At 70.0% G+C, this 23,478-nt stretch carries 23 protein-coding genes and 1 pseudogene; 14 read left to right on the top strand and 10 right to left on the bottom strand.

Going from position 1 to position 23,478, the window contains the following annotated elements; all coding sequences use genetic code 11:
• Positions 1 to 64: 64 nt before the first annotated feature.
• Together FFI97_RS16515 and FFI97_RS16510 are read left to right on the top strand one after the other, a co-directional pair.
• Positions 65 to 1,051 (top strand): quinone oxidoreductase family protein, encoded by a 987-nt coding sequence (locus FFI97_RS16515; RefSeq protein WP_139700099.1) that lies wholly within the window; start codon positions 65 to 67, stop codon positions 1,049 to 1,051.
• A gap of 108 nt (positions 1,052 to 1,159) precedes the next feature.
• Positions 1,160 to 1,582 (top strand): response regulator transcription factor, encoded by a 423-nt coding sequence (locus FFI97_RS16510; protein ID WP_095743895.1) that lies wholly within the window; start codon positions 1,160 to 1,162, stop codon positions 1,580 to 1,582.
• Here FFI97_RS16510 and FFI97_RS16505 read toward each other — a convergent pair.
• Complete coding sequence (locus FFI97_RS16505; protein WP_062479435.1) at positions 1,542 to 2,468, bottom strand: LysR family transcriptional regulator; 927 nt, start codon at positions 2,466 to 2,468, stop codon at positions 1,542 to 1,544. The two genes, FFI97_RS16510 and FFI97_RS16505, sit on opposite strands and share 41 nt — an antisense overlap.
• A gap of 70 nt (positions 2,469 to 2,538) precedes the next feature.
• Between FFI97_RS16505 and FFI97_RS16500 the strand changes: the two genes are divergently transcribed.
• The 3 genes from FFI97_RS16500 (at position 2,539) to FFI97_RS16485 (ending at position 5,753) form a co-directional block, all read left to right on the top strand.
• Positions 2,539 to 3,546: a bile acid:sodium symporter family protein gene (locus FFI97_RS16500; RefSeq protein ID WP_139700101.1), complete on the top strand. Its 1,008-nt coding sequence runs from the start codon at positions 2,539 to 2,541 to the stop codon at positions 3,544 to 3,546.
• Positions 3,547 to 3,705: 159 nt separating this feature from the next.
• Entirely contained in the window at positions 3,706 to 4,866 is a 1,161-nt protein-coding gene (locus tag FFI97_RS16495) for a porin (protein ID WP_095949392.1), read from the top strand.
• A gap of 278 nt (positions 4,867 to 5,144) precedes the next feature.
• Positions 5,145 to 5,753: an ATP-binding protein gene (locus FFI97_RS16485; protein WP_139700105.1), complete on the top strand. Its 609-nt coding sequence runs from the start codon at positions 5,145 to 5,147 to the stop codon at positions 5,751 to 5,753.
• Here the strand turns inward: FFI97_RS16485 and FFI97_RS16480 are convergent.
• Entirely contained in the window at positions 5,742 to 6,698 is a 957-nt protein-coding gene (locus FFI97_RS16480) for a LysR family transcriptional regulator (RefSeq protein WP_139700107.1), read from the bottom strand. The genes FFI97_RS16485 and FFI97_RS16480 overlap by 12 nt on opposite strands.
• Positions 6,699 to 6,848: 150 nt before the next feature.
• On the opposite strand from FFI97_RS16480, the gene FFI97_RS16475 reads away from it, so the two are divergent.
• The gene (locus FFI97_RS16475) at positions 6,849 to 7,727 is read left to right on the top strand and encodes a pirin family protein (RefSeq protein ID WP_139700109.1); all 879 of its coding nucleotides are present in this window, start codon (positions 6,849 to 6,851) and stop codon (positions 7,725 to 7,727) included.
• Between the two features lie 27 nt (positions 7,728 to 7,754).
• Here FFI97_RS16475 and ureG read toward each other — a convergent pair whose 3' ends face one another.
• The 3 genes from ureG to ureE all read right to left on the bottom strand — a co-directional run bounded on the left by ureG (position 7,755) and on the right by ureE (position 9,855).
• The gene (gene ureG, locus FFI97_RS16470) at positions 7,755 to 8,405 is read right to left on the bottom strand and encodes an urease accessory protein UreG (RefSeq protein ID WP_070063629.1); all 651 of its coding nucleotides are present in this window, start codon (positions 8,403 to 8,405) and stop codon (positions 7,755 to 7,757) included.
• A gap of 21 nt (positions 8,406 to 8,426) precedes the next feature.
• Entirely contained in the window at positions 8,427 to 9,098 is a 672-nt protein-coding gene (locus tag FFI97_RS16465; protein ID WP_139700111.1) for an urease accessory protein UreF, read from the bottom strand.
• 151 nt (positions 9,099 to 9,249) lie between these two features.
• A complete protein-coding gene (gene ureE / locus FFI97_RS16460) occupies positions 9,250 to 9,855 on the bottom strand; it encodes an urease accessory protein UreE (protein WP_139700113.1) in 606 nt (201 codons plus the stop codon).
• Positions 9,856 to 9,926: 71 nt separating this feature from the next.
• Between ureE and FFI97_RS16455 the strand changes: the two genes are divergently transcribed.
• The 4 genes and pseudogenes from FFI97_RS16455 (at position 9,927) to FFI97_RS16440 (ending at position 13,180) form a co-directional block, all read left to right on the top strand.
• On the top strand, positions 9,927 to 10,154 hold the full coding sequence (locus tag FFI97_RS16455) for an AbrB/MazE/SpoVT family DNA-binding domain-containing protein (RefSeq protein ID WP_095743901.1): 228 nt from the start codon (positions 9,927 to 9,929) through the stop codon (positions 10,152 to 10,154).
• Positions 10,151 to 10,555 carry a type II toxin-antitoxin system death-on-curing family toxin gene (locus FFI97_RS16450; protein ID WP_139700115.1) on the top strand — a complete coding sequence of 135 codons (405 nt, stop codon included), beginning with the start codon at positions 10,151 to 10,153 and terminating at the stop codon, positions 10,553 to 10,555. The genes FFI97_RS16455 and FFI97_RS16450 overlap by 4 nt, the downstream gene beginning before the upstream one ends.
• A gap of 133 nt (positions 10,556 to 10,688) precedes the next feature.
• Complete coding sequence (locus tag FFI97_RS16445) at positions 10,689 to 11,627, top strand: helix-turn-helix domain-containing protein (RefSeq protein WP_139700117.1); 939 nt, start codon at positions 10,689 to 10,691, stop codon at positions 11,625 to 11,627.
• Positions 11,628 to 11,778: 151 nt separating this feature from the next.
• A pseudogene (locus tag FFI97_RS16440) lies at positions 11,779 to 13,180 on the top strand (amidase).
• A 30-nt stretch (positions 13,181 to 13,210) separates the two neighbouring features.
• Here FFI97_RS16440 and ureC read toward each other — a convergent pair.
• The 4 genes from ureC to FFI97_RS16420 are packed head-to-tail and all read right to left on the bottom strand — an operon-like array spanning position 13,211 to position 16,177.
• Positions 13,211 to 14,929, bottom strand: coding sequence for an urease subunit alpha (gene ureC / locus FFI97_RS16435; protein ID WP_139700120.1), 1,719 nt, complete (start codon positions 14,927 to 14,929; stop codon positions 13,211 to 13,213).
• 3 nt (positions 14,930 to 14,932) lie between these two features.
• A complete protein-coding gene (locus FFI97_RS16430; protein ID WP_070063624.1) occupies positions 14,933 to 15,238 on the bottom strand; it encodes an urease subunit beta in 306 nt (101 codons plus the stop codon).
• 7 nt (positions 15,239 to 15,245) lie between these two features.
• Positions 15,246 to 15,845: a HupE/UreJ family protein gene (locus FFI97_RS16425; RefSeq protein WP_144004464.1), complete on the bottom strand. Its 600-nt coding sequence runs from the start codon at positions 15,843 to 15,845 to the stop codon at positions 15,246 to 15,248.
• A 29-nt stretch (positions 15,846 to 15,874) separates the two neighbouring features.
• Positions 15,875 to 16,177, bottom strand: coding sequence for an urease subunit gamma (locus FFI97_RS16420; RefSeq protein ID WP_062474548.1), 303 nt, complete (start codon positions 16,175 to 16,177; stop codon positions 15,875 to 15,877).
• 102 nt (positions 16,178 to 16,279) lie between these two features.
• Between FFI97_RS16420 and FFI97_RS16415 the strand changes: the two genes are divergently transcribed.
• The 4 genes from FFI97_RS16415 (at position 16,280) to FFI97_RS16400 (ending at position 23,053) form a co-directional block, all read left to right on the top strand.
• Positions 16,280 to 19,906: an ATP-binding protein gene (locus FFI97_RS16415; RefSeq protein ID WP_139700384.1), complete on the top strand. Its 3,627-nt coding sequence runs from the start codon at positions 16,280 to 16,282 to the stop codon at positions 19,904 to 19,906.
• Positions 19,903 to 20,934, top strand: coding sequence for a response regulator transcription factor (locus FFI97_RS16410; RefSeq protein WP_260685010.1), 1,032 nt, complete (start codon positions 19,903 to 19,905; stop codon positions 20,932 to 20,934). Before FFI97_RS16415 ends, FFI97_RS16410 begins: the two co-directional genes overlap by 4 nt.
• A gap of 84 nt (positions 20,935 to 21,018) precedes the next feature.
• The gene (locus FFI97_RS16405) at positions 21,019 to 21,711 is read left to right on the top strand and encodes a hypothetical protein (RefSeq protein ID WP_260685009.1); all 693 of its coding nucleotides are present in this window, start codon (positions 21,019 to 21,021) and stop codon (positions 21,709 to 21,711) included.
• A gap of 109 nt (positions 21,712 to 21,820) precedes the next feature.
• Entirely contained in the window at positions 21,821 to 23,053 is a 1,233-nt protein-coding gene (locus tag FFI97_RS16400; RefSeq protein WP_139700122.1) for a pyridoxal-phosphate dependent enzyme, read from the top strand.
• Between the two features lie 27 nt (positions 23,054 to 23,080).
• Here FFI97_RS16400 and FFI97_RS16395 read toward each other — a convergent pair whose 3' ends face one another.
• Positions 23,081 to 23,389: a DciA family protein gene (locus FFI97_RS16395; RefSeq protein ID WP_062474543.1), complete on the bottom strand. Its 309-nt coding sequence runs from the start codon at positions 23,387 to 23,389 to the stop codon at positions 23,081 to 23,083.
• Positions 23,390 to 23,478: the final 89 nt, after the last annotated feature.

The raw sequence follows: 23,478 nt of genomic DNA, 5'->3' as shown, positions 1-23,478 counted from the left end.
GAAATGGTCAAACGTGGCACGATGCCCGTCCCATTCTTTTTTCCCCTGCGTGGAGACAGCAACGATGTTGAGCAAAGCCGTCCGTATCGACCGCCACGGCGGTCCCGAGGAACTGAAGGTCGTCGAGGTCGAGGTGGGCGAGCCCGGCCCCGGCGAGATCCGCATCCGCCACAAGGCCGTGGGCCTGAACTTCATCGACACCTACCAGCGCACCGGCCTGTACCCGTTCCAGATGCCGCTGCAGCTGGGCATGGAAGCCTCGGGCATGGTCGAGGCAGTGGGCGAGGGCGTGACGCACCTGAAGGTGGGCGACCGCGCCGCCTACGCGAGCCAGCCGCCCGGCGCCTACTGCGAACTGCGCGTGATGCCGGCCAAGTGCGTGTGCAAACTGCCCGACGACATCTCCTTCGAGACCGGCGCGGCCATGATGCTCAAGGGCCTCACGGCCCAGTACCTGCTGAAGAAGACGCTGCCCGCCGAAGGCCTGCAGCCCGGCGACTTCGTGCTGTTCCATGCGGCGGCCGGCGGTGTCGGCCTCATCGCCTGCCAGTGGGCCAAGGCGCTCGGCCTGCAGCTCATCGGCACGGCTGGCAGCGACGCCAAGTGCCAGCTCGCGCTGGCGCACGGCGCGGCGCACGCCATCAACTACAGCACCGAGAACTTCGCGGCGCGCGTGAAGGAGATCACCGGCGGCCAGGGCGTGAAGGTGGTGTACGACTCGGTGGGCAAGGACACCTTCGAAGGCTCCATCGACAGCCTGCGCCCCTTCGGCCTGCTGGCGATCTTCGGCAACGGCTCGGGCCCGGTGCCGCCGGTCAACCTCGGCCTGCTGGCCTCGAAGGGCTCGCTCTACGTGACGCGCCCGACGCTGTTCACGCACATCGCCACGCGCGAGCGCACGCAGGCCATGGCCGACGACCTGTTCGCCGTGGTGCAAAGCGGCGCGGTGAAGATCCCGATCGACCAGCGCTACGCCCTGGCCGACGTGCAGCAGGCGCACCGCGACCTCGAGGCGCGCAAGACCACGGGCTGCACGATCCTCACGCTCTGAGGCCGACGGCGGCCGGCGGGTGATGTCCTACGCGCGGTGGGGTGTCACACCTTCGACTTGTGGCGGGCGCAATTTGTAGCCTGCACTTGTCCCTTTGCAGAGTCCGCCATGACCACCGTCCGCGCCTTCATCGTCGAAGACAACCCCGCCCAGCGCGCCAGCCTGGCGGGCACGCTGCGCGAGATGGCGCGCATCGATCCGGTCGGCCAGGCCGAATCGGAGGCCGAGGGCACGCGCTGGCTCACGCGCAACCCGGCGCTGTGGGACCTGGCCATCGTCGACCTGTTTTTGGGCGACGGCACCGGCTTCAGCGTGCTCGAGGCCTGCCGCAACCGCGACCCGAGGCAGAAGATGGTGGTGCTCAGCAACCACGCCACGCCCGAGACGCGCCGCAAGTGCGCGCAGCTCGGCGCCGACGCGGTGTTCGACAAGGCCACCGAGGTCGAGGAGCTGATCGACTTCTGCGTGCGCCAGCGCCAGGAGCGCTTCTTCAGCGCGCCTTCGTCGGCGGGGCCGCGGGCGCCTCACTGAGCGCCGCCGTCTCGCGCACCATGCGCCAGACCCGCTGCGCCAGCGGCGACAGCTCGCGGTTGCGGCGCCGGATCAGCATGATCGCGCGCTGCACGTTGGGCACCAGCGGGCGCACCACCAGCCGCGCCAGCCCTTCGGGCGGCAGCGACAGGCCCGGCATCACGCTGATGCCGATGCCGGCCTCGACCATGCGGAACACGGTGGTCGCGTGGCCCAGCTGCTGCTTCACGTCGCAGCGCGCGCCGTGCCGCTCCAGCGCCTGGTCGATGAGGCGCCGGCTGCCCGAGGCGTGGTCGAGCAGCACCAGCGGCTGGCCGTCGAGCGCCGACCAGTTCACCGAGGCCTTTTTTTCCGTCAGCCGGTGGCCGGGCAGCGTGACCACCATGAAGGGGTCGTTGAGGATCGACTCGCAGTGCAGGTCGTCGGCCTCGGAGGGCTCGATCACCACGCCGAAGTCGACTTCGCCGCTGCGCACGCTGTCCAGTACGTCCTGCTGGATGCGGTCGAGCAGCAGGAACTGGATGCCCGGCGCCTGCACCGCGCAGGCCGCGATGCAGTCGGGCATGAGGTTGGCCGAGAGCGTGGGGCTGCTGGCCACGCGCACCTTGCCGCCGCGCGCGCTGGCCAGGCCGGCCACGTCCTGCAGGGTCTGGTCGAGTTCGTCGAGCACGCGGTCGAGCCGGGCCGCGAACGAGTGGCCGGCTTCGGTCAGCACCACCTCGCGCGTGGTGCGGTCCAGCAGCTTGAGGCCGAGCTGGGCCTCGAGTTCCGAGATCGACCGGCTCACCGCCGGCTGGCTCAGGCCGACCTGATCGCCGGCGCGGCTGAAGTTGCGGCCCTCGGCCACCGAGCGGAAGACGCGGAGTTGGCGCAGCGTGACGTTCATGCGCTCAAATCATATATCCATCCGATAAATCCATTTCTCTTTTGAATGGGCGAAAGGTCCAATGCAGGGCATGGCACGTTCACGCTTTCTCCCCGACAACTTCACGCTCACGCTCGTCGCGGTCGTCACCCTGGCCAGCCTGCTGCCCGCCAGCGGCCGCGTGGCGCATTTCTTCGAGGGCCTGACCACGGTCGCGATCGGGCTGCTGTTCTTCCTGCACGGCGCCAAGCTGTCGCGCGAGGCGATCCTTGCGGGCATCACGCATTGGCGGCTGCACCTGCTGGTGTTCGCCTGCACCTTCATCCTGTTCCCGCTGCTGGGGCTCGCGCTGCGGCCTGTGCTGGGGCCGCTGGTGACGCCGCAGCTGTACACGGGCGTGCTGTTCCTGTGCGTGCTGCCGGCCACGGTGCAGTCGGCGATTGCGTTCACTGCGATGGCACGCGGCAACATGCCGGCCGCCATCTGCAGCGCTTCGGCCTCGACGCTGCTGGGCGTGTTCATCACGCCGGTGCTGGTGAGCCTGGTGGTCTTGCCTGAAGGCGGTGCGGTGGCGTCGTCTTCGTCGCTCGATGCGATCGGTCGCATCCTGCTGCAGCTGCTGGTGCCGTTCGTCATCGGTCACCTGTCGCGTCCGTTGATCGGCAAGTGGATCCAGAAGCGCGCCGCGGTGCTGAAGTTCGTGGACCAGGGCTCGATCCTGCTGGTGGTCTACACGGCCTTCAGCGCGGCGGTGATCGAAGGGCTCTGGAAGCAGATTCCCGTGAGCGCGCTGCTGGGGCTGCTGCTGGTGTGCGGCGTGTTGCTGGCGCTGGCGCTGGGTCTCACGACGTTCATGGCGCGGCGCTTCGGCTTCAACATCGAAGACGAGATCACCATCGTCTTCTGCGGCTCCAAGAAGAGCCTGGCGAGCGGGATTCCGATGGCCAAGGTGCTGTTCGCCTCGCACGCCGTCGGCGCGATCGTGTTGCCGCTGATGCTGTTCCACCAGATGCAGCTGATGGTGTGCGCGGTGCTGGCGCAGCGCTATGCGCGGCGCGCAGCGACGTCCCCGGCGCCTGCGCTGCGTACGGCCGAGTAGCCTGCCCGGCGCCGAGCGTTCATGCGCCGGCCGGCGCGTGAACGCAAAACAACACCCGCGCGGGGGGGGGCTGGCGTCCACCAGATTCCTCCAATTTTGAACAGGACCATCCGGTCAGCGGCTCGATGAAGAGCAGCTGAAAACCCCGGAGAAACCTGAATGAAGAAATCCCTCACGGCACTCGCCGCGCTGGCCGTCACCGGCCTGGCTTCTGCCCAATCGTCGGTCACCCTGTTCGGCGTCGTCGATGCCGGCGTGAGCTACCAGAGCGCCACGTCGCGCAACCCTGTCACGGGCACCACCAGCAAGCAGAGCCAATGGAGCCTGGCCAACTCGGGCTACAACTCCAGCCGCATCGGCTTTCGCGGCACGGAAGACCTGGGCGGCGGGCTCGCCGCCAGCTTCTGGCTCGAGGCGCCGATCAGCAACGACGACGGCGCCACCGGCATCGCCAACTTCAACCGCCGTTCCACCGTCAGCCTGTCGGGCGGCTTCGGCGAAGTGCGGCTGGGCCGCGACTACACGGCCACGTTCTGGAACGACACGGTGTTCGACCCGTTCGGCACCAACGGCTCGGGCTCCAGCGTGATCAACACGGTCAGCGGCAGCACCGCGCTGGGCAACACGAACTACGTGCGCGCCAGCAACATGGTCGGCTACTTCCTGCCGCCCAACCTCGGCGGCTTCTACGGCCAGCTGCAGTACAGCCTGAACGAGAACACGAAGACCAGCGCCACCGACACCACGGCAGCCACCAGCAGCAGCGCCGGGCGCTATGTCGGCGGGCGTTTCGGCTATGCGAACGGTCCGCTGGACATCGCACTGGCGGTGGGCCAGAACGTCGCGGTCGACACCACCACGCTCACGCGCAAGGTGCAGACCATCAACCTCGGCGCGTCGTACGACTTCGGCCCGGTCAAGCTGTTCGGCGAGCTGTCGAACGTGAAGAACAAGTTCGACCTCGCGGCGCTGGGCAACAGCCATGACAGCTACAACGGCTACCTGATCGGCGCGAGCATGCCGGTGGGCGCGGGCCTGATCCGCGCGTCGTACTCGACCGTGCGCTACAACGAAGGCGCGGTCGGCGTTACGGGCGACGACCCGCGCGCGAACAAGCTCGCGATCGGCTATGTGCACAACCTGTCCAAGCGCACCGCGCTGTACGCCACCGTGGCGCGCGTGAGCAACCGCAACGACGCGAACTACACGGGCAGCCTCACGGCCGCCAGCACCACGGGCTACGGCAGCACGGGCGTGGGCTACACGGGCCTGCCGCGTTCGTCGACGGGCTACGACTTCGGCATTCGCCACGCGTTCTGATCGGCTTCCGTTCGCGTGCGGCGGCGCTGCCGGCGCGCGCGAACGGTCCCTGCCGTCGAACACGCAACGCATCGATCCACATGATCCGGATTCACCACCTCGCGGGCGTGCTGGCAGCACTCGGCCTCTCCGGCTGCATCGTGCTGCCGCCGCCTCTTTTTCCGCCCGGGCCACCGCCGGGGTTTCGCGGCGAGGGGCCGCCGCCCCCGCCACGCTGCGGGGCCCCGAGCGGCTGCGCGCGGCCGGCCTTTCCTGAAACGCGCTGAGGACTGTCGACCGTGTACGGCAGTTCACTCGGCCTGATCATTGCCACGCTCATCGGCCTTGGGCTGGCTGGCGTGCTCGCGCTGATGGGCGCGCTGTTCGTCGCCAACGCCCGCGCGGCCGTGCACGCCCGTGGCCTCGCGCAGCAGGCCCGCACGCAGCAGCGCCAGCAACTGGCGGACAGCCGCGTGCAGGACCTGCGGCCATTGCTCGGCACTGAATCTGGCGATGCAACATCGCTGCACCTCGATGTGGACCTGCCCGCGGAAGCGGTGCCGGTCTTCGGCATTCCGTCGGAGTTGCGCGAGCTGCTGGCCAAGGTGGCTGCGCATGCCGCGCGCGTGATGGCCGCGGGCGCGACGCTGCAGGTGCGCGCGCGCATCGAAGGCACGCAGGCCGTCGTTCACTGGCGCGACCTCGACGCAGACAGCGAACGCCCACCGCTGGCGCGCTTCTTCGACGCGCTCGACGCCGCCTCGCTGACCAGCGCGCGCATCTGCGAGCGCATCGCGGGGCGCCACGGCGGGCGCATCTATTCCGCGCCGGACGACGGCGGCGTGCTCGGCCTGACGCTGCGCCTGCCGCTGTACGCGCCGGCGGTGACCGCTGGATCAGTCGACTGAGGTGCGCGTCGGCGCCGACGCGGCCGATACGCCCGAAAGCTCGAGGGCCTCGAGCGCCTCGTACTCCACCGCCAGGAAGTCCACCAGCTTGCGCACCGACGGCAGCAGGCCGCGGCGCGAGGGGAACACCGCATGCACGATGCCGCTGCGCGGCGCCCATTGCGGCAGTGCGTCGACCAGGCGGCCGGCCTGCAGGTCGTCGCGCACCATCATCGTCGGCATCTTGGCCACGCCCACGCCCTGCAGGGCGGCATGCCGCAGCGCGGCCATGTCGTCGGTCACCAGGCGGGGCTGGTGGCGCACCTCGGCGCTCGCGCCGTCGGGGCCTTCGAGCGACCAGGTGTGGTGCGGCTGGGCCGGGCCGAGGTCCAGGCTGGGCAGCAGGCCGATGTCGGCGGGGCTGGCCGGCGCCGTCAGGCCTTCGAGCAGGCGCGGGTGGGCCACCAGCCGCTGCGTGCTGTGGCCCAGCACCTTCATCACCAGGTCGGTGTCCTCGAGCGGCGGAAAGCGCACGCGCAGCGCGAGGTCGAAACCTTCGCGGATCACGTCGACGCGGCGGTTGGTGCTCTCGAGCTGCACGGTCACGCGCGGGCACTCGGTCATGAAGCGGGCGAGCATCTCGGCCACCTGGTAGTACACCAGCGCCGGCGGGCACGACAGCCGCACCAGCCCCTGCGGCTGGGCCTGCAGGCGGTCGATGGCCTCCTGCGCGGCGTCGGCCTCGACCAGCATGGCCACGCAGTGCTCGTAGTACTGGCGGCCGATGTCGGTGACGCTGAAGCGGCGCGTGGAGCGCTGGATGAGGCGCACGCCCAGCCGCTCCTCGAGCAGCGCGATGCGCCGGCTCAGGCTCGACTTGGGCACGCTGAGCGCGCGGCCGGCCGGGGCAAAACCGCCGTGGTCAACCACCTGGGCGTAGTAGTAGAGATCGTTCAGGTCGCGCATGGCTGGGAGGCCCTCCGTGCCGTTGATCGTTCGCCAGATGGAACGATGAGGGCGAATTCTGGCATCTACTCAAAGCATCGTTGCGGCCCCATCCTTGATCCATGGCTTTCCCGTTCCGGGCGAGCCGCCAGATGGAAAGGAACACAGACCATGAAGAAGATCCTCGGCACCTACAGCGCACCGCGCCCGCACTGGGTGGGCGACGGTTTTCCCGTGCGCTCGCTGTTCAGCTACGACACGCTGGGCCGCCACGCCAGCCCCTTTTTGCTGCTGGACTACGCCGGCCCGGCCCAGTTCACCCCGACCGCGCAGCCGCGCGGCGTGGGCCAGCACCCGCACCGCGGCTTCGAGACCGTGACCATCGTCTACAAGGGCGAGGTGTCGCACCGCGACTCGACCGGGCAGGGCGGCACCATCGGCCCCGGTGACGTGCAATGGATGACCGCCGGTGCGGGCATCCTGCATGAAGAGTTCCACTCCGAAGCGTTCACGCGCGACGGCGGCGAGCTCGAGATGGTGCAGCTGTGGGTCAACCTGCCCGCCAAGGACAAGATGGCCGCGCCCGGCTACCAGGCCATCGTCGATGCGCAGATTCCGTCGGTGCCGCTGCCGGAAGGCGCGGGCAGCGTGCGCGTGATCGCGGGCGACTACCTCGGCCACAAGGGACCGGCCCACACCTTCACGCCGATCGACGTGTGGGATCTGCGCCTGAACCAGGGTGCGCAGGTGACGCTGCCGGTGCCCGAAGGCCACACGGCCGCGGTGGTGGTGCTGCGCGGCACGGTGCAGGTGAATGGCGAGACGGTCGTGCGCGACGCGCAGATGGTGCTGCTCGACCGCGCGGGCGACGCGCTCACGCTGGACGCCAACAACGACGCGGTGGTGCTGCTGCTGAGCGGCGAGCCGATCGACGAACCCATCGTCGGCCACGGCCCGTTCGTGATGAACACGCGCGACGAGATCGTGCAGGCGATGAAGGACTTCGGCAGCGGGAAGTTCGGGCAGATGCCGGAGGCCGTGGCGCACTGAGCGCCCACCGCCGCCCTGGTTGAAGAATCAGGCGGCGGTGAGCATGCCGCGCGTTTCGATGAAGGCGACCACCTCGGCGACGCCCGTCAGAGTCTTGAGGTTGGTCATCACGTAAGGGCGCTGGCGGCGCATGCGCTGGGTGTCCTGTTCCATCACGTCGAGGTTCGCGCCCACGTAGGGCGCGAGGTCGGTCTTGTTGATGACGAACAGGTCGCTCTTGGTGATGCCGGGCCCGCCCTTGCGCGGGATCTTTTCGCCGGCGGCCACGTCGATGACGTAGATGGTGAGGTCCGACAGCTCGGGGCTGAAGGTGGCCGCGAGGTTGTCGCCGCCCGATTCGACGAACACCACGTCGGCGTCCGGAAAGTCTTCGAGCATGCGGTCGATGGCTTCGAGATTGATCGACGCGTCTTCGCGGATCGCGGTGTGCGGGCAGCCGCCGGTTTCCACGCCCATGATGCGCTCGGCCGGCAGCGCGCCGGCCACGGTGAGCAGGCGCTGGTCTTCCTTGGTGTAGATGTCGTTGGTGATGGCGACCAGGTCGTACTTGTCGCGCATCGCCTTGCAGAGCATTTCGAGCAGGGTGGTCTTGCCCGAGCCGACGGGGCCGCCGATGCCCACGCGCAGCGGCGGGAGCTTCTTGGTGCGGTTCGGGATGTGGTGCAGGGCGGAGGTCATGGGCGAAAAGGTCCGGTTCGGTCAGCTTCGGAAGAGGCGGGAATATTGTGTTTCATGGCGGGCCGACAACACCGCCAGCAGGGGCGCGAAGGCCTGGCGCTCGTCGTCGCTCAGTTGCATCGCGCGCTCGACGGCCGCAGGGATTTCGTTCGCCAGCCGCGCCAGGATGCGCTGGCCCGCGCTCTGGCCCAGCGGCACGGCCTTGACGGCGGCGGCCACCATGTTCTCGGCCCAGCCGAAGGCGAAGGCCAGGCAGCCGTCCTGCACCGAGGCTTCGGTGCGGCTGGCGGCGAATGCGAAGGCCACGGGGTAGGTCGCGGGCAGGCCGGCGAAGACCTCGGCGGTGTCGGCATGGTGCAGCTTGAGCCACTCGACGAAGGAACGGCCCATCTGCTCGGTCTGCAGGAAGAACTCGGCGGATTCGCGGGTGTGCAGCACCCAGTCGTTGAGGGTGCGGATGCGTTGCGCGTCGTTCGCGCGCCAGGCCGTGATCGCCTGGGCGGCCAGGGCGAGGTCGCCGCGCGCGAAGCTCAGGTGCAGCTGGTCGGAGAGCCACTCGGCGGCGCTGGCTTCGGAGTGGATGCCGGCCCATTCGACCGCGGCCTCGACGCCTTCGGAGTACGAGAAGCCTCCCACTGGCAGGGCGGGGGAGGCTAGCCAGATGAGCTGGAGGAGGCTGTGCGGGGTTGGCATTTGTTTATTGGCGCGCGCCGCTGTTCAGGGCGCGTGCGCAGGCCACCGGGTACTTCCCTCCGCGAATGTCCCCCGGGGCTTCGCCCCTCCTCCTTGATTTCGCTGCGGGAAGCACCCAGTGTCCTGCGCACGGGAAGGGCGGTGGGTCATTTCAATGCGAGTGGCCGTGGGAATGGTCGTGACCGTGGCCGTGATCGTCGTCGAGCAGTTCGGGGGCGAGCACGAGGGGCTTCGGGCCGCTGCTGTGCGAGTGCCCGTGGTCGTGGCCGTGATCATGGCTGTGGCCGCCATGCGAATGCCCCTGGGCGCCGTACGCACCGCCTTCGGGTTCAAAGGCTTCCTCGACGGCGACGACGATCAGGTGCATCGAGCGCAGCATGTCGGCCAGCACGTGGTCGGGTTCGATCTTCAGGTGGTCGGGCTTGAGCTCGATCGGCACATGCCGGTTGCCCAGGTGGTAGGCCGCGCGCGTCAGGTCGAAGGGCGTGCCGTGGGCGGTGCAGTGCGTGATGCGCAGCACGGGCTGCGGCGCCGCGATCACGCGCACCAGCGAGCCGTCTTCCGCCACCAGCACGTCGCCGCCGCGCACCGCGGTGCCGCGCGGCAGGAAGATGCCGATCTGCCGGCCTTGCGAGTCGGTGGCGTCGAAACGGCTTTTCTGGCGCACGTCCCAATCGAGTTCGATGGTGGCGGCACGCTTGAGCAGCACGGGCGCGAGACCGCGGCCCTGGGGCATGAGTTTGTTGGCGGTGAGCATGGCGGGTTGCGACTCCAGATGAGGCGGAATAATATAACGCTTGTTATAACTTTTGCTCGTGGGAGTCCGCCATGTCCGCACTCAAACTGACCCAGATCGGCAACTCGGTCGGTGTCATCCTGCCCAAGGAGGTGCTGGCCAGCATGAAGGTCGGCAAGGGCGACACGGTCTACCTCACGCAGGCCGCGGGTGGCGGCTTCACGCTAACGCCGTACGACGACGCCTTCGAACGCCAGATGGAGGCGGCGCGGCGCGTCATGAAGAAGCGGCGCAACGTGCTGCGCGAGCTGGCGAAATGAGCGCGGCCAACCAGGCCTGGGTCTGGCTCAGCCTGCAGTTGATCCATGCGGTGCATGAAGAGCAGTTGGCCGAGCACGGCGGGCCGGCCGGTGTGCGCGACGAAGGCCTTCTGGCCTCGGCCATGGGCTGGCCGCAGAACCGCGCGCTGTACGAGTCGCCCGATGCGGCCACGCTGGCCGCCGCCTATGCCTTCGGCATCGCGCGCAACCACCCCTTCACGGACGGCAACAAGCGAACCGCTTTCGTCGCGATGGAAGTGTTTCTCGACCTCAACGGCTTCGAGTTGGTGGCGTCCGACCATGACTGCGTGCTCATCACGCTGAAGCTCGCCGAAGGCGGGCTGGACGAAGACGCGCTCGCCCAGTGGATTCGCGAGCACCTGGCACCACGCAACGGCTGAAGCGGCGCGCGCGGCGCGGGTGAGTGAAAACGCAGGCATGGGCACGGTGCAACAAGGGTTCCTCCTTTCTTAGCAAGTACCGGGCCCCGCGAAGGACTTGCCTGCGCGCCCCATCCGCCCCAGCATCCGCGTCATGAACAGCCTGGCCTACCTGACGACCGACGTCGCCACCCCGCTGCGTTTCGACTACTGGCACGACGTCGTGTGCCGCCACTGCATTCCCGCGGCCAGCCGCGCGATGACGGCCGAGCCGTTCGAGGGGCGGCTCGACGTGCGCGAGGTGGGCGCGGTCAGCGTCAACCGCATGTCGGCGCCGATGCATCACTGGTCGCGCGACGCGCCCCACCTGCGCCGGCATCCGCTGGACGACCTGTGGCTGGCGTTCGTGCAGGAGGGCGAAGGCACCTTGGTGCAAGGCGGGCGGCAGGGGCGCCTGCGCAGTGGTGACATGCTGCTCTACGACGCCGGCCGGCCGTTCGAATGCACGCTGGACGCGCGCTCGGTCTACCTGGCGCGCATGCCGCGCCGGCTGCTGCTGCGGCGCTTCGCGAAGGCCGAAGAGTTCACCGCCCGCACCATCGCCGCGGACCGTCCCGGCGCGGCGCCGCTGCACGCGATGCTGCGGGAGACGGCGAATCCGGCCTTTGCGCAGCCGCATTCCGCCGCCGCCGAACGCTTCGGCGGCGCGCTCATCGACCTGCTGGCCGTGACGCTCGAGCTGCAGCAGGACATGGCTGGCGACGCCGGCGCCGAGCGCGGCCTGCATGCGCGCATGACGGCCTACATCGAGCGCCATCTGGACGACCCGGCGCTTTCGCTCGACACGCTGGCGCAGGCGCACCACGTCTCGGCGCGCACCGTGGCGCGGGCGTTCGCGCGCCAGGGCGCCACAGCGATGGGCGCGGTCTGGCAGGCGCGCCTGGCGGCCAGCCGCGAGGCGCTGGTGGGCGGGCGCGCGCACAGCGTGACCGACGTCGCGTTCCAGCATGGGTTCTCCGACCTGTCGCATTTCAGCCGGGTCTTCCGCAAGGCTTACGGCTGTGCGCCGCACACGCTGCTGAAGCCGCGCTGAGCGCCGCGCGCGGGGTGTCCGCCCCAGCACAAGTGCATGTCCGGAAGAGACCAGCGCGGGCCGCCGCGCGCCGATAAGGTTCGCCCGGGGTGGCGGTGTCGCCACTTGGATTCGGACCTTCTTTCTCAACCCTACACACGCGGAGTCAGTCATGGCGGACAAGGAATTGCATCATCTCGAACTGCTGGAGGTCGGCCGGCAGATCCAGTCGCGCGAACGCTCGTCGGAAGAAGTCACGCGCGCCATGCTCGCGCGCATCGAGGCCGTCGACGGCCGCTTGCGCAGCTACGCGACCCGCATGGACGCGCAGGCGCTCGACGAGGCGCGCCGCGCTGACACCGAGATCGCCGCCGGCCGCGCGCGCGGACCGCTGCACGGCGTGCCGCTGGCCGTGAAGGACCTGCTGTGGACCGAGGGCGTGCCGAGCGCGCACGGCATGACCATCCACCAATCGTTCCGCCCGACCGAGGACGCGACCGTGGTGCACCGCTTGCGCGAGGCCGGCGCGGTGATCCTGGGCAAGCTGCAGCAGACCGAAGGCGCCTTTGCCGACCACCATCCGCAGATCGCGTCGCCGGTCAACCCGTGGGACGCCACGCTGTGGCCCGGCGTGTCGTCCAGCGGCTCGGGCGTGGCCACGGCGGCGGGGCTGTGCTTCGGCGCGCTGGGCACCGACACGGGCGGATCGATCCGCTTTCCGTCGGCGGCCAACGGCATCACGGGCCTGAAGCCGACGTGGGGGCGGGTGAGCCGCCACGGCGCCTTTCGAACTCGCCGCGTCGCTCGACCACATCGGCCCGATGACGCGCAGCGCCGCCGATGCGGGCGCGATGCTGGCGGCCATCGCGGGCGCCGACCCGCGCGACCCCACGGCCAGCACGCTGCCGGTGCCCGACTACCTGGCGACGATGACGCGCGGCCTGGCCGGCTTGCGCGTGGGCATCGACCCCGCCTGGACGCTGGACCGCGTGGACGCACCCACGCGCGCCACGCTGGCGGCCGCGATCCGCACGGTGGAGTCGCTGGGCGCCTCGGTGCGCGAGGTGGTGTTTCCCGACACGACGCAGGCGGTGCTCGACTGGTCGCCGCTGTGCGCGGTCGAGACCGCCGTGGCGCACGAGGCCACGTACCCGTCGCGGCGCGATGAGTACGGCCCGGGCCTCGCGGGGCTGATCGACCTGGGCCTGTCGCAAAGCGCCACCGACTACCAGAAGCTGCTGCTGCGCCGCGCCGATTTCACCGGCCGCGTGCGCACGTTCTTCGAAGAGGTCGACCTGCTGCTGATCCCGGCCATTCCTTTCGCGGCGCCGACGCTCGAGCGCGCCGGCCAGCTCGGCGTGGACCCGGAGCTGCTGGCGGGCATGCTGCGCTACACCTGCCCGTTCGACCTCACGGGCAGCCCCACGCTCACCTTGCCGGGCGGCGCCACCGAGGCGGGCGTGCCGGTGGCCTTCCAGTTCGTGGCGCCGCACTTCGGCGAAGACCTGCTGGTGCGCGCGGGATGGGCGTTCCAGCGGGCGACGGACTGGCACCGCCGGCACCCGGCCGTGTGAGTCACCGCAGAAGCCGCAGCGCGGCTTCGTTCAGAACAGGAAGTAGCGCTGCGCCATCGGCAGCACCTTGGCCGGCTCGCAGGTCAGCAGCTGGCCGTCGGCGCGCACGGCATAGGTCTGCGCGTCGATCTCCATCTTCGGCGTGTAGCCGTTGTGGACCAGGTCCTGCTTGCGCACGTTGCGGATGTTCTTCACCGCGCTGAGGTGCTTGCTCAGGCCGTAGCGCTCCTTGATGCCAGCGGCCAGCCCGGCCTGCGAGACAAAGGTCAGCGAGCTCTTCGCCAGCGCGCCGCCGTAGGCGCCGAACATCGGCCGGAAGTGCACCGGCTGCGGCGTGGGAATCGACGCGCTGGGGTCGCCCATCGCGGCCATCGCGATGGTGCCGCCCTTGATGATGGTGAAGGGCTTCACGCCGAAGAAGGCCGGCTTCCAGACCACGAGGTCGGCCCACTTGCCGACCTCGATGGAGCCCACCTCGTGCGCGATGCCGTGCGCGAGGGCCGGGTTGATCGTGTACTTGGCCACGTAGCGCCGCGCGCGGAAGTTGTCGTTGCGTTCGCTGTCCTCGGGCAGCGTGCCGCGTTGCTGCTTCATCTTGTGCGCGGTCTGCCAGGTGCGGATGACGACCTCGCCGACGCGGCCCATGGCCTGGCTGTCGGAGCTGAACATGCTGATCGCGCCCAGGTCGTGCAGCACGTCTTCGGCAGCGATGGTTTCCTTGCGGATGCGCGACTCGGCAAAGGCCAGGTCTTCGGCGATGCCGGCATCGAGGTGGTGGCACACCATGAGCATGTCGACGTGCTCGTCGAGCGTGTTCACGGTGTAGGGCATCGTCGGGTTGGTCGACGAGGGCAGGAAGTTCGCCTCGCCCACCACGCGCAGGATGTCGGGCGCATGGCCGCCGCCCGCGCCCTCGGTGTGGAAGGCGCAGATGGCGCGCCCGCCCACGGCGGCGATGGTGTTCTCGACGAAGCCCGATTCGTTCAGCGTGTCGCTGTGGATCGCCACCTGCGTGTCGGTGGCGTCGGCCACGTCCAGGCAGTTGCTGATGGCCGCGGGCGTGGTGCCCCAGTCTTCGTGCAGCTTCAGGCCCATGACGCCGGCCTCGATCTGCTCGTGCAGCGCATCGGGCAGGCTGGCGTTGCCCTTGCCGAGAAAGCCCAGGTTCATCGGGAAGGCATCGGCCGCCTGCAGCATGCGTTCGATGTGCCAGGGGCCTGGCGTGGCCGTGGTCGCGAAGGTGCCGGTGGCTGGGCCGGTGCCGCCGCCGAGCATGGTCGTCACGCCCGAGGCCAGCGCCTCCTCGATCTGCTGCGGGCAGATGAAGTGGATGTGGCTGTCGATGCCGCCCGCGGTGACGATGGTGCCCTCGCAGCTGATGATCTCGGTGCCCGGGCCGATGACGATGTCCACGCCCGGTTGCACGTCAGGGTTGCCGGCCTTGCCGATGGCGGCGATGCGGCCGTCCTTCAGGCCGATGTCGGCCTTCACGATGCCCCAGTGGTCGAGGATGAGGGCGTTGGTCATCACCGTGTCGACCGCGCCCTGCGCGCGCGTGCGCTGCGACTGCGCCATGCCGTCGCGGATCGTCTTGCCGCCGCCGAACTTCACTTCTTCGCCGTAGCCGCCGGCGCGCAGCGTGTAGTCGGCTTCGACTTCGATCAGCAGGTCGGTGTCCGCAAGGCGGACCCGGTCGCCCACGGTGGGGCCGAAGATTTCTGCGTAGGCGCGTCGCCCGATGGTGGCCATGTTTTAGAGCTTCCCTTGAACGAGGCCGCGAAAGCCGTAGACGATGCGATCGCCGGAAAAATCGACCAGTTCGACGGTGCGCTGCTGGCCCGGCTCGAAGCGCACTGCGGCGCCCGAGGCGATGTTCAGCCGCATGCCGCGCGCGGCGGCGCGGTCGAAGTCGAGGGCGCCGTTGGTCTCGGCAAAGTGGTAGTGCGAGCCGACCTGGATCGGCCGGTCGGCCGTGTTGCGCACCACCAGCGTGAGGGCGCGGCGGCCGGGGTTGAGCGTGTGCTCGCCGTCGTCGGTGAGGAGTTCGCCGGGCGTCATGGCCGCCTCAGACCGCCTGGGCCAGCAGCGTGGCGCCCAGGGCGACGACGGCGGCACCGGCCACGCGCGGCAGCCAGGCGTTGGCATGGCGCAGCGCCCAGCCCAGCGCGATGCCGGCCGCGTGCAGCAGCAGCGTGGCGCTGACCATGCCGGCCAGCGTGAGGGCGGCGCCGTGCTCGCCCGCCAGCTCGTGGCCGTGCGCCACGCCGTGGAAGACGGCGAACAGGCCCACCACGGCCATGGCAACACCGGCCGGCAGGTGCACACGCGTGGCGACCAGCAGGCCCAGCACCAGCAGCGAGGCGGCGATCATCGGTTCGACGGCCGGCAGCTGCACGCCGGCCAGCCCGGCCAGCGCGCCCGCGAGCAGCATGCCCGCGAAGGCCAGCGGCGCCCACAGCAGGTCGGGCCAGGCGCGGCGCGCGACCAGCGCGCTCCACAGGCCGACAGCGACCATCGCCGCGAGGTGGTCCGCGCCGGTCAGCGGGTGCATGAAGCCGGTGACAAAGCCGTGGTGCACGCCACCGTCGACGCCCGTGTGGGCGCTGGCGGCCAGCGGCAGCAGGAGAAGGGTGGCGAGCAGGGCGGAAGTCTTTGCGAAGCGCATGGAGGGGTCTTTCTTCTTGTGGCGGAGGTTCAGACGATCGGCTGGTGGACGGTCACGAGCTTGGTGCCGTCGGGAAAACTGGCCTCGACCTGGATGTCGGGAATCATCTCGGCGATGCCGTCCATCACGTCGGCGCGGGTGAGCACGCTGCGGCCCTCGCTCATCAGCTCGGCGACGCTCTTGCCGTCGCGGGCGCCTTCCATCACGGCGGCGGTGATCAGCGCGACGGCTTCGGGGTAGTTGAGCTTGAGCCCGCGCGCCTTGCGGCGCTCGGCCAGCAGCGCGGCCGTGAAGATCAGCAGCTTGTCTTTTTCGCGCGGGGTCAGTTCCATGGCGGGGGTGGGGTCGGGTGGCGGTCGGTGATTATGGGCAAGGCTGTGGCTTTGCAACAGTCGTGCCCTGTTCGCCAAATGCCGTACCCGGTGGCACGGAAGCTGCACCGAAACGGTGTGAACCCCGCCGACACACCCCTCCTGACCGACGACGCCCCCCAGCGCATCGTCAAGGTGCGGCGCGACTACAACAGCTGGGTCGCGAGCGAAACGCTGGAGGACTACGCGTTGCGTTACACGCCGCAGCGCTTTCGCAAATGGTCCGAATGGCGGGTGGCCAACACGGCCTTCGGGGCGGCCTCGTTCCTGGTGCTGGAGGCGGTCGGCGCCACGCTGCTGGTGCAGTACGGCTTTGCCAATGCCTTCTGGGCGATCCTGGTCACGGGGCTCATCATCTTCCTGGCGGGACTGCCGATCAGCGTGTACGCGGCGCGCTACGGCGTCGACATGGATTTGCTCACGCGCGGCGCGGGCTTCGGCTACATCGGCTCCACGCTCACCTCGCTGATCTACGCGAGCTTCACCTTCATCTTCTTTGCGCTCGAGGCGGCCGTGATGGCCTATGCGCTCGAGCTGGCGCTGGGCATTCCGCCGGTGTGGGGCTACCTGGTGTGCGCGCTGGTGGTGATTCCGCTGGTCACGCACGGGGTGTCGGTGATCAGCCGGCTGCAGCTGTGGACGCAGCCGCTGTGGCTGCTGATGCTGGTGGTGCCCTTTGTCTTCGTGCTGGTGCGCGATCCTGGTGCGTTCGCGGGCATCACGCACTACGGCGGGGCGAAGTCGGGCGCGCAGGGATTCAACCTGCACCTGTTCGGTGCCGCGCTGACGGTCGGCATCGCGCTCATCACGCAGATGGGCGAGCAGGCCGACTACCTGCGCTTCATGCCCGCGCGCACCGCGGGCACGGCGCGTCGCTGGTGGGCGGGCGTGCTGGCGGGCGGGCCGGGCTGGGTGGTGCTGGGCGTGGTCAAGATGCTGGGCGGGGCGGCGCTGGCCTACCTGGCGATCACGCACATGGTGCCGGTGGAGCGCGCGGTCGACCCGAACCAGATGTACCTGGCGGCCTACGAGTACGTGTTTCCGAACTACGGCTGGGCGGTGGCGGCGACGGCGCTGTTCGTGGTGGTCTCGCAGCTGAAGATCAACGTGACGAACGCCTACGCGGGCTCGCTGGCCTGGAGCAACTTCTTCTCGCGCGTGGCGCACAGCCACCCGGGGCGCGTGGTGTGGGTGGTGTTCAACGCGCTCATCGCCTTCATGCTGATGGAGATGAACGTGTTCGAGGCGCTGGGCGACGTGCTGGGCCTGTTCGCCAACATCGCCATCGCCTGGATGATGGCCGTGGTGGCCGACCTGGTCGTCAACAAGCCGCTGGGGCTCTCGCCACCGGGCATCGAGTTCAAGCGCGCGCACCTGTGGGACATCAACCCGGTGGGCGTGGGCGCGATGGCGCTGGCGTCGGTGCTGTCGATCACGGCGCACCTGGGCGTGTTCGGGCCGCTGGCGCAGGCCTTCTCGGCGCTGATTGCGCTGGGCACGGCGCTGGTCGCGTCGCCGCTGCTGGCGTGGGCCACGGGGGGCAAGTACTACCTGGCGCGCACCTCCGATGCCGGCGGCTCCGTGCTGTTCGCGCCGGCCGCGGGTGGGCGCAAGGTGCGCTGGGCGCGGGTCGAGCCGTCGCCGGACGAGGGTGGCAGCTACCAGCGATTGAAGGTGCAGCACTGCGTGATCTGCGAGCGCGAGTACGAAGGCCCCGACATGGCGCACTGCCCGGCCTACCAGGGCGCGATCTGCTCGCTGTGCTGCACGCTCGACGCGCGCTGCGGCGACCTGTGCAAGCCGCACGCGAGCCTGTCGGCGCAGTGGTCCGCGGTGCTGCGCTGGTTGCTGCCGCGCCGCAGCTGGCGTTACCTCGACACGGGGCTCGGGCACTTCCTGCTGTTGATGCTGGTCATCGTGCCGCTGCTGGCGGTGGTGTTCGGCGTGCTCTACCAGCAGGAGCTGCGGGCCCTGAGCGAAAGCGCGCTCGCGCTGGCGGCGCAGGCCGACGTGGGCGGGGCGCTGGTCGCGGTGCAGCAGGCGTCGCTGCGCTCGGGTTTTCTCAAGGCCTACATGGCGTTGCTGGTCATCGCAGGCATCGTCGCGTGGTGGCTGGTGCTGGCGCACCAGAGCCGCAAGGTGGCGCAGGAAGAATCGAACCGGCAGACCCACCTGCTGGTGCGCGAGATTGCCCTGCACCGCGAGACCGACCGCGCACTGCAGGACGCGAAGCAAAGCGCCGAAGAAGCCCGCGAGATCGCCGAGCACGCCAAGCTCGCGGCCGACCAGGCGCGGCGGGCGGCGGACCTCGCGAACCAGGCCAAGAGCCGCTACATCAGCGCCATCAGCCACGAGCTGCGCACGCCGCTCAACAGCATCCTGGGCTACGCGCAGCTCATGGGCGAAGACCACTCGGTGCCGCCGCACCGCCAGCAGGCCGTGGCCGTCATCAAGCGCGGCGGCGAGCACCTGCTGTCGCTCATCGAGGGCACGCTGGCCATCGCCCACATCGAGGCCGGCAAGCTCACGCTCGATGCGCGGCCGATGCGCTTCGCCGATGCGATGCGCGAGCTGGCCGACATGTTCGAGCTGCAAGCGGCCGAGAAGGGCCTGCGCTTCCGTTTCGAGGCGGCCGGCACGCTGCCCGACGTGGTGCGCGCCGACGAAAAGCGCGTGAGCCAGATCCTCATCAACCTGCTGGGCAACGCGATCAAGTTCACGGCGGCGGGGCAGGTGACCTTGCGCGTTGCCTACGCGCGCGAGTTCGCCGCCATCGAGATCGAGGACACCGGGCCGGGCATGACGGCGGCCGACATCGAGCGCATCTTCGAGCCCTTCGCGCGCGGCCACGCGGCGGTGTCGTCGGCACCGGGCGCGGGCCTGGGCCTGACCATCGCGAAGATGCTGACCGACCTGATGGGCGGCGAGATGAAGGTGCGCAGCACGCCGGGCGAGGGCTCGCTGTTCTGCGTGCGGCTGTTCCTGCCGCGGGTGCATGAGGCGGTGGCGGGTGTCGCGCGCATCGCACCAGTGCCGCGCGCGCGGCGCGGCTACGAGGGCGTGCGCCGGCGCCTGCTGGTGGTCGACAACGAGGAGGCCGACCGCGAGCTGCTGGGCCATGTGCTCGCGCCGCTGGGCTTCGAGCTGCGCAGCGCGGCCAGCGGGCACGACGCGCTGGACCTCATCGCCGCGGGCTACCGGCCCGACGCCATGTTCGTCGACCTCGCGATGCCCGGCATCGACGGCTGGGAGACCATCCGTCGCGCGCGCAAGCTGGGGCTCGCCGACGCGTCGGTGGCCATCGTCTCGGCCAACGCCTTCGACAAGGGCCTGGACAACGACGTGGGCATTGCGCCCGAAGATTTCTTCGTCAAGCCTGTGCGCCACACCGAACTGCTCGACTGGCTGGAGCGCCGGCTCGCGCTGCAGTGGACCGACACCGCGGCGCGGCCCGCGCCCGCCGTGGCCGCGCCGCGCGCGATGCAGCCGCCGTCGCTGGCACGCCTGCGCGCGCTCGACGAGGCCGTGGGCCTAGGCTACTTCCGGGGCATCATGAACCAGCTCGACGACATCGATGCCGCGCAGCCCGAGTGCGCCGCGTGGACCGAGGCCCAGCGCGCGCTGGCCCGCCAGTTCCAGTTCGAAGCCATGGGCCGCGCGCTGGCCGAAGCCGCCGAGGGCGCCGCATGACCCTGTTGTCTCCACCGAACCTGCCCGCTTCACCGCTCGCCCGCACGCTGCGCGAGCAGCAGGGCGCCCACGGCGACCTGGTGCTGATCGTCGACGACGTGCCCGACAACCTCGCCGTGCTGCACGACGCGCTCGACGAATCGGGCTACACCGTGCTCATCGCCACCAACGGCGAGCAGGCGCTGCAGCGCGCCGCGCAGGCGCGCCCCGACATCGTGCTGCTCGACGCGATGATGCCGGGCATCGACGGCTTCGAGGTGGCGCGCCGGCTCAAGGCCGATGCGGCCACCGCGCACATTCCCATCGTGTTCATGACGGGCCTGACCGAAACCGAGCACCTCGTGGCCGCGCTCGAGGCGGGCGGGGTCGACTACGTCACCAAGCCGATCAAGCCCAAGGAAGTGCTGGCGCGCATGAACGTGCACCTGCAGGGCGCGCGCCGCGCGCGGCAGGAGGCGCACCAGGCCGGGCAGGCGCGCAATGCGCTCGACGCCTTCGGCTACGCGAGCATCACGGTGCGGCTGCCCGAGGGGCGGCTGATCTGGCAGACGGCGCTGGCGCGCGAGCTGCTCGCGCGCTACTGCGAGACGCAGGCGCCCGAGACGCCGCCGGCCGTGCTCGGCTGGCTGCGCCAGCACGCGCCCGACGCCCGCGCGCGCGGCATCGAGCCGCCCGCGCTGGTCATCGCGCAGGGCGCGCGCAGCCTGAGCCTGCGGCTGCACCGCCAGACCGGCGAGGACGATGCCGGCGACGAATGGATGATCGTCATGCGCGAGGTGTCCGACACCGCCGTGATCGAGGCCATGAGCCTGAGCCTGAAGCTCACGGCGCGCGAGGCCGAGGTGCTGTACTGGGTGGTCAAGGGCAAGACCAACAAGGACATCGGCGAGATCCTCGGCAGCAGCCCGGCCACCGCCAAGAAGCACCTGGAGCGCGTGTACGTGAAGCTGGGCGTGGAGACGCGCACGGCAGCGGCCGGCGTGGCGATCAAGCGCATCCGCGAGCTGCAGCCGCAGTTCGAACTCTGAAGGGTGGGGGATGGCGTTGCCGCGTCATGGCGCGGACTTTCCGGCTTCCTAGAATGAGGCAGGGCTCTCCGAGGGAAGCACGAAATGAAGAACAACAACACGCGCACCGCACGCCTGCTCCTGGCCGCCTTCGCGGCGCTGCCGGGCTTGGGCGCACAGGCCGCCGGCCACTTCGATGTCGACGACGCCGGCGCGCTCGACCCCGGCCAGTGCCAGTACGAAACCTGGTGGGGCCGCAGCGGCGCCGAGCCGGTCACGACGGGTTTCCATGTCGGGCCGGCCTGCCGGGTCGGGCCGGTCGAGCTGGGGCTGAACTTCGACCGGCTCTCGGCGCAGGGCGTGCATTCGGTCACGGGCGGCCCGCAGCTCAAGTGGACCTTTGCCGGCGCGGCCGCAGACGCGCCTTTCAGCGCTGCCGTGTCGATGGGCGCGGTGGCCGACCTGCGGCGCGGCGGTCGCTGGGGCGGCCAGCTGGTGGTGCCGCTGACTTGGCGGCCCACCGGGAGCTTGCAGATTCACGCCAACCTGGGCGCCGACTGGGCACTGGGCACCGGGGCGCGCACGCCGCGCGGCGGCCTGGCCGTGGAATGGGCGCTGAACGACGCCGTGTCGCTGATCGCCGAGCGCCACCGGGCCGGGGGCCTGTGGACCTCGCGCGTGGGCGGCCGCTTCAGCCTGACGCCGCTGATCAGCGTCGACATCAGCACCTCGCGCACCGGGCCGCAGGGCGTGCGCGGCGTGGTGATCGGGCTGAACCACGAATTCAGCTGGAAATGAAATAAGTGAAGGAAAACTGAAATCCGCTGCAATGGGATGAACTCCCGTATCGTGGATTTTGTTGATTTTGAATAAGATTCGGTCACATTTATTAACGAGTCAACGATCCGTGACCCCATCGCCCGTTCTGGACTTCAAGTTCACCGCGCCGCCGGAGAGCCCCGCGCAGACCTTCCTGCCGGGGCGGCCGGCCGGGGTGCTCGGCCGCTCGTTCACGCCGCAGCGCAATCCGCGCCTGCAGGGGCTGCAGTGCCTGCGCTGCGACGCGCTGTACCCGGTCACGCTCGCCAACGACGGCTGCCCGGCTTGCCGGCAGGCCGGCTTCCACGTCGGGCTGCGCGCCAGCTACCGGCCCGGCGGCCCGGACGTGGTGCCGATGCCGTACGTGCAGGGCTTTTCGCTCGGCGAAGGAAACACACCGCTGCACGACATGCCCGAGCTGGCGCGGCAGTTCGACATCGCGCGCCTGAGCATCAAGGACGAATCGCGCAACCCGACCGGCTCACCGAAAGATCGGCTGACCGCGATGGGCGTGGCGCAGGCGCTGGACGCCGGGGCCCACACGCTGGTGCTCGCCTCGTCGGGCAACACGGCGGTGTCGGCGGCGCACTACGCTTGGGCCGCGGGGCTCGGTTGCGAGGTGGCCTCCTACGAGGCGATGCCCGCCACCTACGCCCGCCAGCTCGACGCGCTGGGCGCGCGGCGCTATGTGTTCGCCGACAACACCGGCCGCTGGGGCTTCGTGCGCGAGCGCTCGCAGTACCCGGGGTATTTCGCGCTCTCCAACTACCGCCTGCCCGCGCTGGGCAGCGCACCCTTGGGCGTGGAGGGCTACAAGGCCATCGCCGAAGAGTGCCTGAAGGATGGTGGCCTGCCCGACCACGTCGTGGTGCCGACCGGGCGCGGCGACATGGCCTGGGGCATCTACGCCGGCTTTCGCGAGCTGCTGGCGGCGGGGCGCATCGCGCGGCTGCCGCGGATGTGGCTGGTCGAGCCTTTCCCGCGGCTGTCGCGCGTGCTCGGCGGCGGCGCGCTCAACGGCAGCTACCCCGGTCGCACGGCGCAGCTGTCGAGCGCGGGCGCGACGGTCACTTATCTGCAATGGAAGGCTGCCACGGCCAGCGGCGGCGGTGCCGTGGTGGTGGGCGACGACGAGGCCCGTGCGGCGCGGCGGCTGCTCACCGCGGCCGGCGTGAGCGCCGAACTGGCGGCAGCGGCGGGCCTGGGGGCCGTGCGGCAACTGCGCGAGGCCGAGACCATCGCGGCCGATGCGCATGTCGTGATGGTGCTGACCTCCGACGCGTCGAGCGACCCGAGCTGGCCTGACCGCGCCGTGGCCTGAGCCGCGCGTGCCGTGCAACCCCGGGGCTCAGCGCCCCGTGTGCACCTTGATGCGGATCGTCGCGACGTCCCAGCCCCGGTTCTTCAGCCGCGTGACCAGCATCGGCGACAGCTGGCGCAGCTTGGCGGCCGCGGCGCTGCCCTTGACCAGCAGGCACCACACGTCGCCCTCGGCCGGCCCCGGCTGGATGGCCGCGCGCATGGCCGGTGGAATCAACCCTTCGATCGCCTTCAGCCGCTCGGCCGTGTCCCGCGCGCGCGCCATCAGGCTCCCCAGGGTGGGGGCGCCTGCCGCAGCATCGTGCAGTGAAATGGCGGGGGGCAGTCGGCGATACATGGGTAATCCAGGGGTTAGAAACAAGACAGCTAAAATGCCCGGTTTGCCGACGCGTGCGTCGGCGTTTGTTCCGGAACGGGGCCATCCGA

The organism is Variovorax sp. KBS0712 (genome assembly GCF_006323185.2).
Lineage (GTDB): Bacteria > Pseudomonadota > Gammaproteobacteria > Burkholderiales > Burkholderiaceae_C > Variovorax > Variovorax boronicumulans.
The sequence above is the reverse complement of the archived record's forward strand: the minus strand, read 5'-3'. Positions and strand labels throughout refer to the sequence as shown.